Raw genomic sequence first — 15,582 nt, forward strand, 5'->3', positions numbered from 1 at the left:
GTTTAAACCAAATGGATTAAACAATGACTGAAAATCTTTCTACTGTCGAAAATGCAAAAGAGAAACTGGATCTGTGGCTTAAGCAAGGGCTGACGGCTGCGGGTGGAAAACTGCCTTCAGAGAGAGAGCTTGGCGAACTGCTGGGGATCAAACGCATGACGCTGCGTCAGGCGCTGCTCAGCCTGGAAGCGGAATCGAGGATCTTTCGTAAAGACCGGAAAGGATGGTTTGTCGCGCAGCCGCGTTTTAACTACAGTCCTGAGCTCCCCGCGAGCTTTCAGCGGGCCGCCATTGAGCAGGGAAGAGAACCCTCGTGGGGCTTTATTGAAAAACAGCGAACCCGAGACTATCCCGACGCCGCTAAACCCTTGCTGGATGTCACTCCGTCTGATGATTTATATCTGGTCACCGGCTGGGGAGCGCTGGAAGGGCATAAAGTTTTCTACCACGAGACCTTTATCAACCCTAACATCGCGCCAGATTTTATTGACCGGTTGAAGAACCAATCTTTTTCCTCCGTCTGGGAGCGTGAATATCATAAGCCTGTGGTGATAAAAAAACTGGCTTTTAGACCCGTCAGAATGTCGGGCGATGTGAGCAAATTCATCGGTGGCTCTGCAGGTCTGCCGGCTATTCTGATAGAAAAACACCGTGCCGATAGTGCCGGTAATATTGTGCAAATAGATCTCGAATACTGGCGATTTGAGGCTGTGGATCTGTTTATTAACTTGTAGGTATTTTATGGTCACTAAAGATAACGCCGGGAAGATCCTTTCCCGTATTGATAATATACCACTCTACCTTCATGCTTATGCCTATCATTTGAATATGCGGCTTGAACGTGTTTTACCTAATGATTTATTGACCATTGCAGATAGTCTGCATTTAAAGGGGGTGAAAATACACGTTCTTGATGGTGAGCGTTATTCGCTGAGCAATATGAATGATGCCCAGTTAGCCGGGTTTGCTGACAAAGCGAAAGCGTTGCAGCTGGATATTCACATCGAAACCAGCGCCTCCGATAAACAGACCATCGATCAGGCCGCGACTATCGCTTTAAAAACAGGAGCGACTTCCGTTCGTTTTTATCCGCGTTATGAAGGCCATTTACATGACGTAATGGAAAAAATTTCAGCAGATATTCAATACATTAAAAAGGCTTATAGTCATACCGGCCTGACCTTCACCCTTGAGCAACATGAAGATCTCAAAAGCGCTGAACTGGTGAATTTAATTAAACAAAGCGAGATGCCATCGCTATCGCTCCTTTTTGACTTCGCCAATATGATCAACGCTAATGAGCGACCGCTTGAGGCGTTAGCGTTGATGTCACCTTACATTACGCAGGTTCATATCAAAGACGCTTGTATTATTACTGAGAACGGTGGGCTTGGGCATCGGGCCTGTAATTCAGGCCAGGGCGATATGCCGTTTAAGGCGCTGCTGACGGAATTAATTTGTCTTGGTGATGATCATCCGCAGGTCATGGCATACGGTCTGGAAGAAGAAGTGAATTACTATGCCCCCCCGTTCCGTTTTGCCTCGGAGGGGGACAACCCGTGGATCCCCTGGCGACAAATGAGCGAAACCCCACTGCCAGACGCCGATCAGCTTGAAGAGCGACTGCTAAAAGAAAAAGAGGATGCGATAGCGCAGCTCCATTATGTCAAAGAGACGTTGCAGAGAATAAAAGACGAAGCGCTTACGGCGCTGGCACACTAAATTTACTAATAATTCGTTATGCCGGGACATCATTTTTAATAAATGATGATGGTCTGTTATTTTCCTTAAACCAAATGATGTTCAATCATTAGGGGAACTTATGCTCACAAAAAAGAAATGGGCTATATTCAGTTTATTAACCCTGTGCGGTGGCACCATTTATAAACTGCCTTCTCTGAAAGATGCTTTTTATATTCCGATGCAGGACTATTTCCATCTGACTAATGGCCAGATAGGCAATGCCATGTCGGTGAACTCCGTGGTGACCACAATTGGTTTTTTCCTGTCAATTTACTTTGCCGATAAACTGCCTCGCCGCTACACCATGTCGCTATCGCTGATTGCGACAGGCTTGTTGGGGATCTATCTGACGACTATGCCAGGCTACTGGGGAATTCTCTTTGTTTGGGCTCTCTTTGGCGTTACCTGCGACATGATGAACTGGCCGGTGCTATTAAAGTCGGTAAGCCGGTTGGGCAACAGCGAACAGCAGGGGCGTTTGTTTGGTTTCTTTGAGACCGGGCGGGGGATTGTCGACACGATTATTGCTTTCTCTGCCCTGGCTATTTTCACCTGGTTTGGCAGCGGTTTGCTGGGGTTTAAAGCCGGGATCTGGTTCTACGCTCTGATCGTGATTGTTGTCGGGATCATGCTGTTTTTTATGCTGAAAGAAAAGGATGAGGATGCGCCTGAGAAAGCTACCGTCGAGAGCGCCACAGAGAAAAGTAGCATCTCTTCGGTCTTAAAAGATAAAACCATCTGGCTTATCGCGTTCAACGTCTTCTTTGTTTATGCGGTTTACTGTGGGCTCACTTTCTTTATTCCCTTCCTGAAAAATATCTACCTGTTGCCGGTGGCGCTGGTGGGCGCCTACGGCATCATTAACCAGTATTGTTTGAAAATGGTGGGTGGGCCGATTGGCGGCCTGATAGCCGATAAAATCCTCAAGTCGCCAAGCAAATATCTCTTCTATACCTTCTGTGCCAGCACCGTAGCCCTGGTGGCGTTAATATTGCTGCCCCACGAAAGCATGCCAGTCTACCTCGGCATGATCTGCACCCTGGGATTTGGCGCAATTGTGTTTACCCAGCGAGCGGTCTTCTTTGCCCCGATCGGTGAAGCCAACATCGCGGAGAACCGGACCGGCGCCGCCATGGCGCTGGGGAGTTTTATTGGCTACGCACCGGCCATGTTCTGCTACAGCCTGTATGGCTACATTCTCGATCTCAACCCTGGTTTGACAGGCTACAAGATAGTCTTTGGCATCATGGCGTGCTTTGCGCTCTGTGGCGCGTTCGTTTCGGTCATGCTGGTTAAACGCATTCGCGGTGGCAGGAAAACGCTGCGCGCTGCGACAGAATAACCGCCAGCCTGATTCTGCTTATTCAAAGCCGCATTATGCGGCTTTGTTCGCGAGTGGCTTGTTGTTTCAGGTTTATGCATAGTCAAACCTCATCTTTCCCGCTAAAGTTAATTTTCCACGGCGCGGAAGGAGACGAAAATGCTCTATATCTTTGATTTAGGTAATGTGATTGTCGACATTGACTTCAACCGGGTATTGGGGGCCTGGAGCGATTTAACCCGCATCCCGCTGGCGACGCTGAAGCAGCATTTCACCATGGGAGAGGCTTTCCATCAGCATGAGCGCGGCGAGCTCAGCGATGAAGATTTTGCCGCCGCCATGTGCCATGAAATGAATATGTCCCTCAGCTATGAGCAGTTTGCTCACGGCTGGCAGGCGGTGTTTGTCGCGCTGCGTCCGGAAGTGATTGCGATCATGCAAAAACTGCGTGCCCAGGGCCATCGCGTGGTGGTGCTCTCCAATACCAATCGTCTTCACACCACGTTCTGGCCGGATGAATACCCGGAAGTGCGCGCTGCCGCCGATCGCATCTATCTGTCACAGGAGATGGGAATGCGTAAGCCTGAAGCGCAAATTTATCAGCGAGTACTGGAAGAAGAGGGCTTTTCCGCCGCAGATACGGTCTTTTTTGATGATAACGTCGATAATATAGCAGGGGCTAACCGGTTGGGGATCACCAGCATTCTGGTGACCGGGAAGAAGACCATCCCTGACTATTTCGCGAAACAGCTATGCTAAGAACCGTTCATCAAAAATTACTCCACCATACCCGGCCGCTGCTGGCGTGGCTAAAGCTGCTGTGGCGGCGTATTGATGAAGACCATATGACGACCCTGGCGGGGAACCTCGCCTATGTGTCATTACTGTCCCTGGTGCCGCTGATTGCCGTCGTGTTCGCGCTGTTTGCGGCCTTTCCCATGTTCTCCGAAGTCAGCGTGCAGATCCGCCATTTTATTTTCGCCAATTTTATTCCGGCGACCGGGGATGTGATCCAGGGATATATCGAGCAGTTCGTCGCCAATTCCAGCCGCATGACCGCCGTAGGCGCCTTTGGCCTGATCGTCACCTCGCTGCTGCTGATGTACTCGATCGACAGCGCGCTAAACACCATCTGGCGCAGCACGCGCAGTCGCCCCAAAGTTTACTCCTTTGCCGTTTACTGGATGATTCTGACCCTTGGTCCGCTGCTGGCGGGCGCCAGCCTGGCGATCAGTTCCTATCTGCTGTCGCTGCGCTGGGCAAGCGACCTGGACGGCGTAATTGATAATCTGCTCCGTCTTTTCCCGCTGATCCTCTCCTGGGCGGCATTCTGGCTGCTCTACAGTATTGTACCCACCACCCAGGTACGTAACCGCGACGCGGTGATCGGAGCGCTGGTGGCAGCGCTGCTGTTTGAGGCAGGTAAAAAAGCGTTTGCCCTCTATATCACCACCTTTCCGTCCTATCAGCTCATTTATGGCGTGATTTCGGTGGTGCCGATTTTGTTCGTCTGGGTGTACTGGACCTGGTGTATCGTCTTGCTTGGCGCTGAAATTACTGTCACTCTCGGTGAATACCGCAAACTTAAAACAGAAGAAACAGAACAACCATGATTGCATTAATTCAACGCGTATCCCGTGCAAGCGTTACCGTGGCGGACGAGGTGACGGGCGAAATTGGCCCGGGGCTGCTGGTGCTGCTGGGGGTCGAAAAAGACGATGATGAACAAAAAGCGAATCGCCTCTGCGAGCGCGTGCTGGGCTACCGCATCTTCAGCGATGCGGAGGGGAAAATGAACCTGAACGTTCAGCAGGCGGGCGGCAGCGTGCTGGTGGTTTCACAATTTACGCTGGCGGCGGATACCGAGCGGGGAATGCGGCCAAGCTTCTCGAAAGGCGCCGCTCCTGACCGCGCTGAGGCGCTGTATGAGTATTTCGTCGCCCGCTGTCGCCAGCAGGAAATGAACACCCAGACCGGAAGATTCGCTGCGGATATGCAGGTTTCTTTGGTCAATGATGGTCCCGTGACCTTTTGGTTGCAAGTATGACCCAGCTTCCGGGCAGGCTGCGGGTAACAAAAGAGAGTACGACTATGTATCACCTTCGTGTACCGCAAACAGCAGAAGAGTTAGAGAGCTACTATCAGTTCCGCTGGGAGATGCTGCGTAAGCCGCTGCATCAGCCTAAGGGTTCGGAACGTGACGCCTGGGATGCGATGGCGCATCATCAGATGGTGGTGGATGAAGAGGGCAACCTGGTGGCTGTCGGCCGGCTATATATCAATGCAGAGAATGAAGCCTCCATTCGCTTTATGGCCGTTCATCCCTCGGTGCAGGATAAAGGGCTGGGTACGCTGATGGCGATGACCCTGGAGTCCGTCGCGCGTCAGGAAGGGGTTAAGCGGGTCACCTGTAGCGCTCGCGAAGATGCGGTGGAGTTTTTCGCCAAGCTCGGCTTTATCAATCAGGGGGAGATCACCACCCCGACCACCACGCCGATCCGTCATTTCCTGATGATTAAGCCGGTCGCATCGCTGGACGACATTCTCCACCGTGGCGACTGGTGCGCGCAGCTACAGCAGGCGTGGTATCAGCATATCCCGCTGAGTGAAAAAATGGGCGTGCGCATTCAGCAGTACACCGGGCAGAAATTTATTACCACCATGCCGGAAGCGGGAAATCAGAATCCGCACCACACGCTGTTTGCCGGCAGTTTGTTCTCGCTCGCCACCTTAACCGGATGGGGGCTTATCTGGCTGATGCTGCGCGAGCGGCACCTGGGGGGCACCATCATTCTGGCGGATGCGCATATCCGCTACAGTCAGCCCATTAGCGGCCGCCCCAGCGCCATCGCCGACCTCGGTTCGCTGAGCGGCGATCTCGACCGTCTGGCGCGTGGGCGTAAAGCCCGCGTGCAAATGCAGGTGGAGCTTTTTGGCGACGATAAACAGGGCGCCGTTTTCGAGGGGATCTACATCGTGCTGCCGGCGAAGCCCTTTGGCTCTTACGAAGAGGGCGGCAACGAGGAAGAGTAAGCCTCGGGCGGTTATCGTCCTGGCGATGCTAAGCGCCAGGCGATATCCCGCATGGCATCTCGCGCGGCGCGGCTGATCCCACCCAGCTGAAAGAAGCCGTGGATCACCCCCAGATAGCGCTGACAGGAACTCTCCACCCCTTGCGCCATAAGCCTTCGATGCAGCGCTTCGCCCTCGTCGCGTAAAGGATCGAACTCCGCCGTCAGAATATGCACCGGCGGCAGACCGTGAAAATCGTCGCGCCAGAGTGGACTGGCATCCGGATGGTTCGCTGGCGTCGAGGCGAGGTACATTTCATAGCCGCTCAACAACGTGTCCCGGGTAATCACATAGTCAGCGCCGTTGCTGACGTAGCTCGCCATGCTGGCGGTGGGGTCGAGCATGGGATAAATCAGAATCAGCTGCGCGGGTTGCCACGCCGCATTCGCTTTCAGGCGCAGGGCCGTTACCAGAGCAAGGTGCCCGCCGGCGCTGTCGCCAGCCAGTGTGATGCGTGAGGCGTCAACGCCAAGCTGCTCCGCGTGCCGGTGGATGATCATGACACCTTGTTCTGCGTCATCGTGCGCCGCCGGAAAGGTATGCTCCGGCGCCAGGCGGTACTGCACGGCGATCACCCGGCAACCGCTGAACCAGGCTAGCTGGCGGAGCTGATTGTCGTGGGTGGCAAAGCCGCCGCTGACAAAACAGCCGCCGTGATAATACACAATGGTGGGTAGTAAGCCGTTGCTTTTTGGCGGCGAGACGACGCGCAAGGTCATGCCATCGAGCGTGATGTCTTCAACCTGCACCCGCGTTTCTGTTTCCCCTGCGAGAACGGCGCTGGCGAGATAGCCGTTTCTCCGGTCATCAATACTCTGTTCTCGTGATGATGGCCGCCCCGCAGCAATAAACTCCTCAACCAGCGAAGCAATCCCTTTTTCCAACGTCATGGCAAGTCCCTTTTACTGGGTTAATATCCAGTGTTATAGCCTGGTTATTGCGAAAAAGATATACCGAATAAAGCCGCGATCGCATTGTGGAAAGCGGCTCGCAGAAGCGTATTTCTCAGCAAAGATCTGCTTTTTCTTCGTTTTTATCAGGTGTAATTTGCTCGTTATCAGGTGCGCCGTAATACCTTGTCCTTCTGAACAGCACCCTAAAAGTTGAACAATATCTGGAGAAGCAGAAACGGGCTAAGGAGAGCATTTCCGGCGTGTTCACACCGTATGAATGATAACGAGCGACCTGAGTCGCCCGTTATAGGAGCGCAGAACTTATTCCCCTTCGCCGGGGAACATGAACGGGTTAATTGAGCTTCTGGCGAAGCCTTCCTGCTCCATGCGGGCGTCGAGCACCAGGGATGCCAAATCGTCGGCGACGGCTTCGACTTTCGGATCCTTCTCCTGATACATAATCTTCAGGTAAGTTCCGCAGTCGCCACAGCTTTCGGCTTTCACCGCAGCCTGCTCGTTGTCCAGCGACCAGTAGTGCAGATCGCGGCTCTGTTCGCAGTTGCTACATTTGACGCGTACCACGTGCCACTCGGTTTCGCACAGATTGCAGTGCAGATAGCGTAGCCCCTGGGTGGTGCCGATCTGCACGATGCTGGAGACCGGCATCGAGCCGCACACCGGGCAGAACTGGCGCTGTTCGCCGTATTCAGCGCGCGCTTTCCCCGGAATCAGGCTGGCCATCTGCGCCCAGTAGAGCGACAGCGCGGCCCAGATGAACGGCGCTTTATCGCTGCTGACCGAGGCGAAGTCGGAAGCAAACAGCGCGCTGGCCATCTGCTCCAGCTCCTGCTCAGAGGCTTTTTCCAGATTTTCAATGACCGCCAGCGCTGGGCCGCTCATCTCCGGCTTCAGCTCGGCAATCAGCGAGTGCAGCAGCTTGTGCCAGTGTTTGTCGCGCGGCAGGACGTGGATATCCAGCGGCGGCTTGCCCTGTTCGCTGGCCGCTTTAATACGGGCGGTGAGATCCATCTGCAGCGGATGGTCGTACAGCACCACTTCCTGGGCATGGGCGATCAGCGCGGCAAAGCGCAGGTAATCGCCCAGCGGGTTATTGGCGGCCAGCTCGCGCAGACGTTCAGCGCGGCGGTTATACAGATTTTTCAGCCTGGGGAACAGTAGCGGCGGAATTGCTTCCGCCGTGCGTTTCTCGCTCGAACCCAGCTCGTCTTGCGGGATTATGCGAATACTCATTCAGATGACTTTTCCTGTTTCTGGCGGACCTCTCGGTACCAGCGCGGGTGATGTTTCTTCGCCCACGTACTGGTGACCCAGCCTTCCACCATCGCGGTAATGGTGCCTTTCACCCAGAGGGCGGCGTAGATATGCACCATGATAACCACAATTAACGCCACTGCGGCAAATGAATGCAGCATCAGCGCAAATCGGATCACCGGGATTGAGAAAGCCGGCGCAAAATACGGACGCCAGATGATCACACCGCTCACCAGCAGCAGTACCAGGAAGATAATCGCCGCCCAGAATACGCATTTCTGGCCGAAGTTATAGCGTCCGGTATCGCCCACCTCCTCGTTGACGACGATCTTACGAATATTCTTCGCCCAAAAGATATCATCCCGATTGATTAGGTTGTGGTGCCAGTAACGGAAAAACATGATGATGAACGACGCGAACATCACCACCCCGACGAACGGGTGGAGAATTCGCGCCAGCTGCGGCGTGCCGAGGATATGCATCAGCCAGTTAAAGGACGGGAAGAAAAAGCCTAACCCGCTTACCGCCGCCAGGATGAAGCAGAAGGCGGTGACCCAGTGGTTGATGCGTTCCGGCGCCGTGTAGCGCACGATGGTGTCACGTTTTTTCATTTGCGCACCTCGTCTTTCTCTTCATGCAGGTTGTCCTCTTCCTCTTCCGCGCGGTTCGGACCGACGCCGACGTAGTGGAAGATACTGGCTGCGAAGGTCGCGGCGAAGCCGACGGCCGCCAGCGGTTTCCAGATGCCTTTCCAGAACTTGACGGTCTGGCTGATCTCCGGGTTTTCCGGCAGGCCGTGGTACAGATTCGGCTTATCGGCATGGTGCAGCACGTACATGACGTGGGTACCGCCGACGCCGGCCGGATCGTACAGGCCCGCATTGTCGTAACCGCGGGTTTTCAGTTCAGCTACGCGCTCGCCGGCCAGCGTTTTCATATCCTCTTTGGAGCCAAAGTGGATGGCGCCGGTCGGGCAGGTTTTCACGCAGGCCGGTTCCTGGCCGACGGTGACGCGGTCTACGCACAGGGTACATTTGTAGACGCGGTTGTCTTCCGGGTTCAGACGCGGCACATCGAAAGGACAGCCGGCGATACAGTAACCGCAGCCGATGCACTGCTCGGACTGGAAATCGACGATGCCGTTGGCGTACTGAATGATCGCGCCTTCTGACGGGCAGGCCTTCAGGCAGCCCGGGTCAGCGCAATGCATGCAGCCATCCTTGCGGATGAGCCATTCAAGCTTGTCGTTTTGCTCCACTTCCGAGAAGCGCATCACCGTCCATGACTTGGCGGTCAGGTCCGCCGGGTTGTCATACACCCCAACGTTGTGACCGACTTCATCACGAATATCGTTCCATTCGGAACAGGCCACCTGACAGGCTTTGCAGCCGATACAGGTGGTGACGTCGATAAGCTTCGCCACCTCCTGCTGGTGGTCCCGCGCCTGAGGCGCGGGGGTGAAACCGTTAGTCGCGGAACGACGAATAATATCTTGCGATTGATAAGCCATAAGTCGTCTCCGTTACACCTTTTCCACGTTCACGAGGAAAGCTTTGAACTCCGGCGTCTGCGTATTCGCATCACCGACGAACGGCGTCAGGGTATTGGCAATAAAGCCTTTTTTCGCCACGCCCTCATAGCCCCAGTGAATAGGAATGCCGATGGTATCGATATCCTTACCGTCAACTTTTAGCGTGCGAATACGTTTGGTCACCACCGCCTTGGCCTTAATGTAGCCGCGGTTGGAGGAGACCTTGACGGTATCGCCATGGCTGATGCCGAGTTTATTCGCCAGTTTTTCACCGATCTCCACAAACTGCTCCGGCTGCGCGATGGCGTTAAGCAGCGCGTGCTTGGTCCAGTAGTGGAAGTGCTCAGTCAGGCGATAAGTGGTGCCGACGTACGGGAATTTCTCCGCTTTGCCCATCTGCTCGAGATCGCCTTTGAAGACGCGAGCGGCCGGGTTAGAGACCACGTTCGGGTGCAGCGGGTTAGTCCCGAGCGGCGTTTCAAACGGCTCGTAGTGTTCCGGGAACGGTCCTTCCGCCATCTTATCGATAGCGAACAGACGGCCCATCCCTTCCGGCTGCATTATAAACGGACCGACGTCGCTGCCAGGCGCAGCGGCGCTGTAGTCCGGAATATCCACGCCGCCCCATTTCGCGCCGTCCCACTTCAGCAACTGACGCTTCGGATCCCACGGTTTACCCTGCGGGTCCGCGGAGGCGCGGTTATACAGGATGCGGCGGTTGAGCGGCCATGCCCATGCCCAGCCCAGCGTATTGCCGAGGCCTGACGGATCGGCGTTATCCCGGCGCGCCATCTGGTTACCTTCCGGCGTCCAGCTTCCGGCGAAGATCCAGCAGCCGCTGGAAGTCGTGCCGTCGTCGCGTAGCTGTGCGAAGGAGCTCAGCTGCTGGCCTTTCTTGACGATCACCGCGCCGGTTGCCGGGTCGGTAATATCCGCCAGCGCTTTACCGTTGCTCTCCATCGCCACTTCCTCTGACGCCGGCTCGTGTGGCGTGGAGTAGTTCCACGTCATGTTGAGAACTGGCTCTGGCGCCGGGCCACCCTCTTCGGCATACATCTTACGCAGGCGCGTAAAGATACCGGCGAGGATTTCACCATCGGTGACAGCGATCCCCGGGGCGTCCGCGCCTTTCCAGTGCCACTGCAGCCAGCGGCCGGAGTTGACGATAGACCCATTCTCTTCGGCGAAGCAGGTAGACGGCAGACGGAACACTTCGGTCTGGATTTTCGACGGGTCAACATCGTTCGACTCACCGTGGTTTTGCCAGAAGGTGGACGTTTCGGTATTGAGCGGGTCGATGGTAACGAGGAACTTCAGCTTCGACAGGGAAGCGACGACCTTGTTTTTGTTCGGGAACGAGGCGACCGGGTTAAAGCCCTGGCAAATATAGCCATTCACTTTGCCCTGATTCATCATCTCGAAGTACTGCAGAACGTCGTAGCTCTTGTCCCATTTCGGCAGCCAGTCAAAGCCCCAGCTGTTTTCTGCTGTCGCTTTATCGCCGAAGAAGGCTTTCATCATGGAGACGAAGAACTTCGGATAGTTGCCCCAGTAGTTGACCTGGTCTTTCAGCAGCGGCTTCGGCGTGTTAGCCGTCAGGTAGGTCTGCAGGTCGGCCTGTTTTTCGTTCGGCAGCGACATGTAGCCTGGCAGGCTGGTGGAGAGCAGGCCGAGGTCGGTCAGACCCTGGATATTGGAGTGGCCGCGCAGGGCGTTGACGCCGCCGCCCGCCATCCCCATGTTGCCCAGCAGTAGTTGGATCATCGCCATGGTGCGGATGTTCTGCGCGCCGATGGAGTGCTGGGTCCAGCCGAGAGCGTACAGGAACGACGCGGTCTTATCCGGCGCGCTGGTTTCAGCAATGTATTCACAGACTTTGAGGAAGTCGGCCTTCGGCGTACCACAGATGTTTTCGACCACATCCGGGGTATAACGGGAAACGTGCTGCTTCAGCAGGTTCCAGACGCAGCGCGGATGCTGCAGCGTAGTATCGCGTTTGGCGAAGCCGTTTTCGTCCAGCTCATAGTTCCAGCTGGTTTTGTCGTACTGGCGTTTTTCTGCGTTATAGCCGCTGAACAGCCCGTCGTCGAAGCTGTAGTCCTCACGCACGATCAGGCTGGCGTTGGTGTAGGCTTCGGTGTATTCGCGGTTGAATTTTTCGTTATTCAGCAGATACAGGATCACGCCCGACAGGAAGGTAATGTCGGTACCGGAACGAATCGGGGTATAGAAATCAGCCACCGACGCTGTACGCGTGAAGCGCGGATCGATAACGATGAGTTTGGCACCGTTATGGATTTTGGCTTCCATCGCCCAGCGGAATCCCACCGGATGCGCTTCAGCGGCGTTACCGCCCATCACCACGATCAGGTTGGCGTTCTTAATATCCACCCAGTGGTTGGTCATCGCACCGCGACCAAATGTTGGAGCAAGACTTGCTACCGTTGGTCCGTGTCAGACACGCGCCTGGTTATCCACCGCCAGCATCCCGAGGGCGCGGGTGAATTTTTGCGTTAAATAGCCGGTTTCGTTACTGGAGGCGGAGGCGCACAGCATCCCGGTGGTCAACCAGCGGTTGACGGTGATGCCAGCGTCGTTTTGCGCGATAAAGTTGGCGTCGCGGTCCTCTTTCATCAGCTTGGCGATGCGATCGAACGCTTCGTCCCAGCTGATTTGCTGCCATTTATCGGAGCCTGGCGCGCGATATTCCGGGAATTTCAGGCGGCTTTCAGAATGGATAAAGTCCACCAGACCAGCCCCTTTCGGACAGAGCGCACCACGGTTGACCGGATGATCCGGATCGCCTTCGATATGGAAAATGGATGCTTTGGCGTTTTTCGCGCCGTCGCCGAGGCTATACATCAACAGCCCACAGCCGACAGAACAGTATGTGCAGGTGTTACGGGTTTCGCGCGTGCGCAGCAATTTGTACTGCCGTGTCTCCGCGAGCGCAGTCGCCGGGGCAAAGCCCAGCGCTGCTGCCGTGGTTCCCGCCATACCGCCAGCGCAGATCTTAAAGAACTGCCTTCTGCTGACCTGCATGGTTCGCTCCTTGTTTCGACATTGTCACATGTAGTTATTTGCTTTGCGGTGAGAGCCGCAAAGGTTCAGAATTAGGGCATATTTCCCTCATTCCTGAAGGGATAAAAACAGAATACCACATTGTGTGTATGCCTGTTCCAATACGGTTAAAGCAAAGTGAACAAGAAGCCTCTCGAACAAATCGAAAATGTGACGAATGTCACAGGATATCGCCAGGTCTCCCTCTGGAAGCGCGAGGATCTGCAACATCCTCAGCCAGATGAGTTAGCGGAAGAGATACCGGTCGCGCTGGTCTACAACGGTATCTCCCACGTGGTGATGATGGCCACGCCGAAAGACCTGGAGCAGTTCGCCGTCGGCTTCTCCTTATCCGAAGGGATTATTGAGCATCGGCGGGAGATTTTCGGCATGGACGTGGTGTCGGTATGCAACGGCCTTGAGGTGCAGATTGAACTCTCCAGCCGGCGTTTTATGGGGCTCAAAGCCCGGCGTCGCGCGCTGGCCGGGCGTACCGGCTGCGGGGTCTGCGGCGTCGAGCAGCTCAATGATATTGGTAAGCCGGTTCAACCGCTGCCGTTCACTCAGACGTTCGATATCGCCAATCTCGACCAGGCCCTGGCGCATCTTAACGACTTTCAACCGGTCGGCCGACTCACCGGCTGTACCCACGCGGCCGCCTGGGTCCGGTCGACGGGCGAACTGGCGGGCGGTTTTGAAGACGTCGGCCGGCATGTGGCGCTGGATAAACTGCTGGGCCGGCGGGCGGAAATCGGCGAGGGCTGGCAGCAGGGCGCCGCGCTGGTCTCCAGCCGCGCCAGCTATGAAATGGTGCAGAAAGCCGCGATGTGCGGGGTCGAGATCCTGTTCGCGGTATCAGCAGCCACCACCTTAGCGGTGGAGGTCGCCGAGCGCTGCAACCTGACGCTGGTGGGCTTTTGCAAGCCGGGCAGGGCGACGATCTACACCCACCCGCAGCGTTTGATCGCGGGTTAAAAGTTGATCAGTAAATTTGAATGATGACAGCAAATCCTTCCGCTTTTTGTTTGGTGATGTGCGGGCTACTATTTAACACATCAAGGCACAACGCCTTATCTAAACAACTGAATGAAAGGGTTTATATCATGAAAAGCATCAAAACTTTTGTCGCAGTAATCGCTATGGCCGCCTCTTTTGCTTCCTTCGCCGCTGAAACCGTCACCGCTACCGCTGCAACGATGGACGGTGCGGAAGCGAAAATCGCCGCACAGGCCCAGGCAGCAGGCGCGTCGTCTTACAAAATTACCGAAGCGTTTACCGGCAACCGCGTCCATATGACTGCCGAACTGAACAAATAAGCGTAACGCTACTGTCGAAAGAGCGCCTCAGGGCGCTTTTTTTGTTTCCGTTTCGGCAAAAAACAGCCACTATTCCCCACCGCCGTGAAAAAAATGTGGCAGTACTCACGTTTCCGTTCTTTTCTTAACTCCCCATTATTACCGCCAATGAAACATCTTCATTGTTGAATATCTCGATATTTTAACGCTATGAAATATAAAGATATTAAAAAGGAAAAGCGATGAAGAACACGCTCTGCATGTGTGATTTTTGTCACAAAAATAAGCCCGCCGTTGCGACTGTCAACTATTCATGTACGTAATTTAATACGCATTATGTGATCTCCATTGCAAATACAAGTCTTGCAGTCAGGGAAAAATGTCGTCAGGCAAATGAGCGAGGAGGCGTCATGAAAATTGGCATCGTTATTAGCGGCGGGGATGTTTCGGGAATGAATAATTTTATATTCCAGATTGCCAGGCAGGCTGATGCCGATATCACGCTGTTTAATGGCGGTATTCCTGGCCTGCTGGAGAAAAATCATCAGGATATCGCGTGGCGCGATCTGGTTGATTTCTCCATTACCGCGGTGCCGATCATTACCTCCGGACGAACCAGTCGCAAACTACAGCGCAGCGAATATGAAATGATTGCTAAAAAACTGAAATCGCTGCGTATTGACGTGCTTATTATGGCCGGGGGGGACGGCAGCCTGCAGTTTCTCAATACCCTAAGTGAATTTGATATTAATTGCTTTGGCGTGGGAATGACTATCGATAATGACGTGTATGGCAGTGATTATACGATTGGCTTTTCCACGGCCTGCGAGCAGATTATTAAAGAAGTCTCCCGTTTAAGAAATACCGGAAGAGCGCTGCCGGGGCGGGTTTTTATGGTTGAGATATTAGGAGGTTATTGTGGAGAATTAACGTTACAGTCCGCCATTAAATGCAATGCGGATATTGCCCTGATCCCGGAGGCGCAGATGCCGCTGGCCATGCTTGCGGAGCGGATTACCCGGAAGCTGAGCACGCAGAACAGCGTCGTTATCCTCTGCTCAGAAGGCTACACCAAAGAATACTCTCCCGGCTTTCAGGGAGCGATTGATACCATGATTAAACAGCTGGAACCGCAAATCGGCGTCCGAATCCGTAAAACGATTGTCGGTTATGGCCTACGCAGCGGTGACCCGACCTGTGAAGAGATTTATCAGGGCACCATTATGGCCAGTGAAGTGGTTCGCTGTATTCAGTCAGGTATGAAAAATAAAGCCATAGTAATTAATTCCAGTAACAAACCTATTCCGATTGATTTAGTCAGTATGAAAAAACGTCTGGTCGATACTGAAGGACATCATTATAAACTTGCCAAGCAACTCAATATTATTTGAGGAG

Annotated in this window: 15 protein-coding genes; 10 read left to right on the top strand and 5 right to left on the bottom strand. The window is 54.3% G+C overall.

Annotated features, from left to right (window positions below; genetic code table 11):
• Positions 1–23 precede the first annotated feature (23 nt).
• The 7 genes from ABLU50_RS16900 to fabY all read left to right on the top strand — a co-directional run bounded on the left by ABLU50_RS16900 (position 24) and on the right by fabY (position 6,097).
• On the top strand, positions 24–734 hold the full coding sequence (locus ABLU50_RS16900; protein ID WP_087832527.1) for a GntR family transcriptional regulator: 711 nt from the start codon (positions 24–26) through the stop codon (positions 732–734).
• Positions 735–741: 7 nt separating this feature from the next.
• Positions 742–1,722, top strand: a complete 981-nt coding sequence (locus tag ABLU50_RS16905) for a TIM barrel protein (protein ID WP_087832526.1) — start codon at positions 742–744, stop codon at positions 1,720–1,722.
• Between the two features lie 100 nt (positions 1,723–1,822).
• A complete protein-coding gene (locus tag ABLU50_RS16910; protein WP_057212601.1) occupies positions 1,823–3,085 on the top strand; it encodes an MFS transporter in 1,263 nt (420 codons plus the stop codon).
• Between the two features lie 138 nt (positions 3,086–3,223).
• Complete coding sequence (yihX, locus tag ABLU50_RS16915; protein WP_017899838.1) at positions 3,224–3,823, top strand: glucose-1-phosphatase; 600 nt, start codon at positions 3,224–3,226, stop codon at positions 3,821–3,823.
• On the top strand, positions 3,817–4,677 hold the full coding sequence (locus tag ABLU50_RS16920; RefSeq protein ID WP_004203625.1) for a virulence factor BrkB family protein: 861 nt from the start codon (positions 3,817–3,819) through the stop codon (positions 4,675–4,677). The genes yihX and ABLU50_RS16920 overlap by 7 nt, the downstream gene beginning before the upstream one ends.
• The gene (gene dtd, locus ABLU50_RS16925) at positions 4,674–5,111 is read left to right on the top strand and encodes a D-aminoacyl-tRNA deacylase (RefSeq protein ID WP_004203627.1); all 438 of its coding nucleotides are present in this window, start codon (positions 4,674–4,676) and stop codon (positions 5,109–5,111) included. Before ABLU50_RS16920 ends, dtd begins: the two co-directional genes overlap by 4 nt.
• Positions 5,112–5,155: 44 nt before the next feature.
• Entirely contained in the window at positions 5,156–6,097 is a 942-nt protein-coding gene (gene fabY / locus ABLU50_RS16930; RefSeq protein WP_025999202.1) for a fatty acid biosynthesis protein FabY, read from the top strand.
• 11 nt (positions 6,098–6,108) lie between these two features.
• On the opposite strand, the gene ABLU50_RS16935 is transcribed toward fabY, so the two are convergent.
• The 5 genes from ABLU50_RS16935 to fdnG all read right to left on the bottom strand — a co-directional run bounded on the left by ABLU50_RS16935 (position 6,109) and on the right by fdnG (position 12,874).
• Complete coding sequence (locus ABLU50_RS16935; RefSeq protein WP_017899837.1) at positions 6,109–7,026, bottom strand: alpha/beta hydrolase; 918 nt, start codon at positions 7,024–7,026, stop codon at positions 6,109–6,111.
• Between the two features lie 324 nt (positions 7,027–7,350).
• A complete protein-coding gene (fdhE, locus tag ABLU50_RS16940; protein WP_004203631.1) occupies positions 7,351–8,280 on the bottom strand; it encodes a formate dehydrogenase accessory protein FdhE in 930 nt (309 codons plus the stop codon).
• Positions 8,277–8,912, bottom strand: coding sequence for a formate dehydrogenase cytochrome b556 subunit (gene fdoI, locus ABLU50_RS16945; protein ID WP_087832524.1), 636 nt, complete (start codon positions 8,910–8,912; stop codon positions 8,277–8,279). The genes fdhE and fdoI overlap by 4 nt, the downstream gene beginning before the upstream one ends.
• Positions 8,909–9,811, bottom strand: coding sequence for a formate dehydrogenase subunit beta (fdxH, locus tag ABLU50_RS16950; protein ID WP_002882822.1), 903 nt, complete (start codon positions 9,809–9,811; stop codon positions 8,909–8,911). Before fdxH ends, fdoI begins: the two co-directional genes overlap by 4 nt.
• A gap of 12 nt (positions 9,812–9,823) precedes the next feature.
• Positions 9,824–12,874, bottom strand: a complete 3,051-nt coding sequence (fdnG, locus tag ABLU50_RS16955) for a formate dehydrogenase-N subunit alpha (RefSeq protein WP_106479130.1) — start codon at positions 12,872–12,874, stop codon at positions 9,824–9,826.
• 156 nt (positions 12,875–13,030) lie between these two features.
• Here fdnG and fdhD point away from each other — a divergent pair, with 156 nt between their 5' ends.
• From fdhD to ABLU50_RS16970, 3 genes are all read left to right on the top strand, one after another.
• Complete coding sequence (gene fdhD / locus ABLU50_RS16960; protein ID WP_087832523.1) at positions 13,031–13,867, top strand: formate dehydrogenase accessory sulfurtransferase FdhD; 837 nt, start codon at positions 13,031–13,033, stop codon at positions 13,865–13,867.
• A 128-nt stretch (positions 13,868–13,995) separates the two neighbouring features.
• Positions 13,996–14,208, top strand: coding sequence for a YdgH/BhsA/McbA-like domain containing protein (locus tag ABLU50_RS16965; RefSeq protein ID WP_004203637.1), 213 nt, complete (start codon positions 13,996–13,998; stop codon positions 14,206–14,208).
• Positions 14,209–14,597: 389 nt separating this feature from the next.
• Positions 14,598–15,578 carry a 6-phosphofructokinase gene (locus ABLU50_RS16970; RefSeq protein WP_087832522.1) on the top strand — a complete coding sequence of 327 codons (981 nt, stop codon included), beginning with the start codon at positions 14,598–14,600 and terminating at the stop codon, positions 15,576–15,578.
• Positions 15,579–15,582 lie beyond the last annotated feature (4 nt).

The organism is Klebsiella sp. GG_Kp173 (assembly GCF_040062415.1).
In the GTDB taxonomy this organism is placed as follows: domain Bacteria; phylum Pseudomonadota; class Gammaproteobacteria; order Enterobacterales; family Enterobacteriaceae; genus Klebsiella; species Klebsiella quasipneumoniae.

What these genes read in the sequence shown, in the direction of transcription:
- ABLU50_RS16970 (WP_087832522.1), top strand. Translation starts at nt 14,598, where the DNA reads ATGAAAATTGGCATCGTTATTAGCGGCGGGGATGTTTCGGGAATGAAT.
- yihX (WP_017899838.1), top strand. Translation starts at nt 3,224, where the DNA reads ATGCTCTATATCTTTGATTTAGGTAATGTGATTGTCGACATTGACTTC.
- fabY (WP_025999202.1), top strand. Translation starts at nt 5,156, where the DNA reads ATGTATCACCTTCGTGTACCGCAAACAGCAGAAGAGTTAGAGAGCTAC.
- dtd (WP_004203627.1), top strand. Translation starts at nt 4,674, where the DNA reads ATGATTGCATTAATTCAACGCGTATCCCGTGCAAGCGTTACCGTGGCG.
- ABLU50_RS16965 (WP_004203637.1), top strand. Translation starts at nt 13,996, where the DNA reads ATGAAAAGCATCAAAACTTTTGTCGCAGTAATCGCTATGGCCGCCTCT.
- fdxH (WP_002882822.1), bottom strand. Translation starts at nt 9,811, where the DNA reads ATGGCTTATCAATCGCAAGATATTATTCGTCGTTCCGCGACTAACGGT.
- ABLU50_RS16900 (WP_087832527.1), top strand. Translation starts at nt 24, where the DNA reads ATGACTGAAAATCTTTCTACTGTCGAAAATGCAAAAGAGAAACTGGAT.
- ABLU50_RS16905 (WP_087832526.1), top strand. Translation starts at nt 742, where the DNA reads ATGGTCACTAAAGATAACGCCGGGAAGATCCTTTCCCGTATTGATAAT.
- ABLU50_RS16935 (WP_017899837.1), bottom strand. Translation starts at nt 7,026, where the DNA reads ATGACGTTGGAAAAAGGGATTGCTTCGCTGGTTGAGGAGTTTATTGCT.
- fdoI (WP_087832524.1), bottom strand. Translation starts at nt 8,912, where the DNA reads ATGAAAAAACGTGACACCATCGTGCGCTACACGGCGCCGGAACGCATC.
- fdhE (WP_004203631.1), bottom strand. Translation starts at nt 8,280, where the DNA reads ATGAGTATTCGCATAATCCCGCAAGACGAGCTGGGTTCGAGCGAGAAA.
- ABLU50_RS16920 (WP_004203625.1), top strand. Translation starts at nt 3,817, where the DNA reads ATGCTAAGAACCGTTCATCAAAAATTACTCCACCATACCCGGCCGCTG.
- ABLU50_RS16910 (WP_057212601.1), top strand. Translation starts at nt 1,823, where the DNA reads ATGCTCACAAAAAAGAAATGGGCTATATTCAGTTTATTAACCCTGTGC.